Below are 414 nucleotides of genomic sequence, written 5' to 3' on the forward strand. Positions count from 1 at the left end.
ACCAATAGTCACGGATACTTTTCTTGTTGAAAGCATTGAGCAGGCTGAAAGGATTATAAACATCAGTCATGCTGTCGCTGAAATGATAACCGTCGTATTGTCCTTTCAACCTTTGCATCATCTCTTCCTCCGTACAATGATAAACGGATGCCATATTCCTGACAGGCTCGGAGAAATAATCCCGGAGCTCTTCCTGAGTGATACCGCAAAGGGTCTCGTAGCGGGCGTCCATGCTGATGTCGTCAGGCTGGTTGAAGCCGCTGAACACGCTCACTTGCGAGAATTTCGTTACTCCCGTGAGAAGCACGAACTGGAGGTGGCTGTCGGCTCCCTTGAACACGGAATAGAATCCCTTCAGGACGTTACGGTGACGGTCTTCAAGACCGTAATCAGTATCAAGTACATCCAAGATAG

Annotated in this window: 1 protein-coding gene; it reads right to left on the bottom strand. The window is 48.3% G+C overall.

The genetic code is table 11. The features are described from left to right. Positions 1-414: AAA family ATPase (locus H6A27_RS14645; protein ID WP_204509213.1), on the bottom strand; the 414-nt coding region annotated here is incomplete at both ends.

The sequence above is a fragment of the Bacteroides caecigallinarum genome, from assembly GCF_016902295.1.
In the GTDB taxonomy this organism is placed as follows: domain Bacteria; phylum Bacteroidota; class Bacteroidia; order Bacteroidales; family Bacteroidaceae; genus Phocaeicola; species Phocaeicola caecigallinarum_A.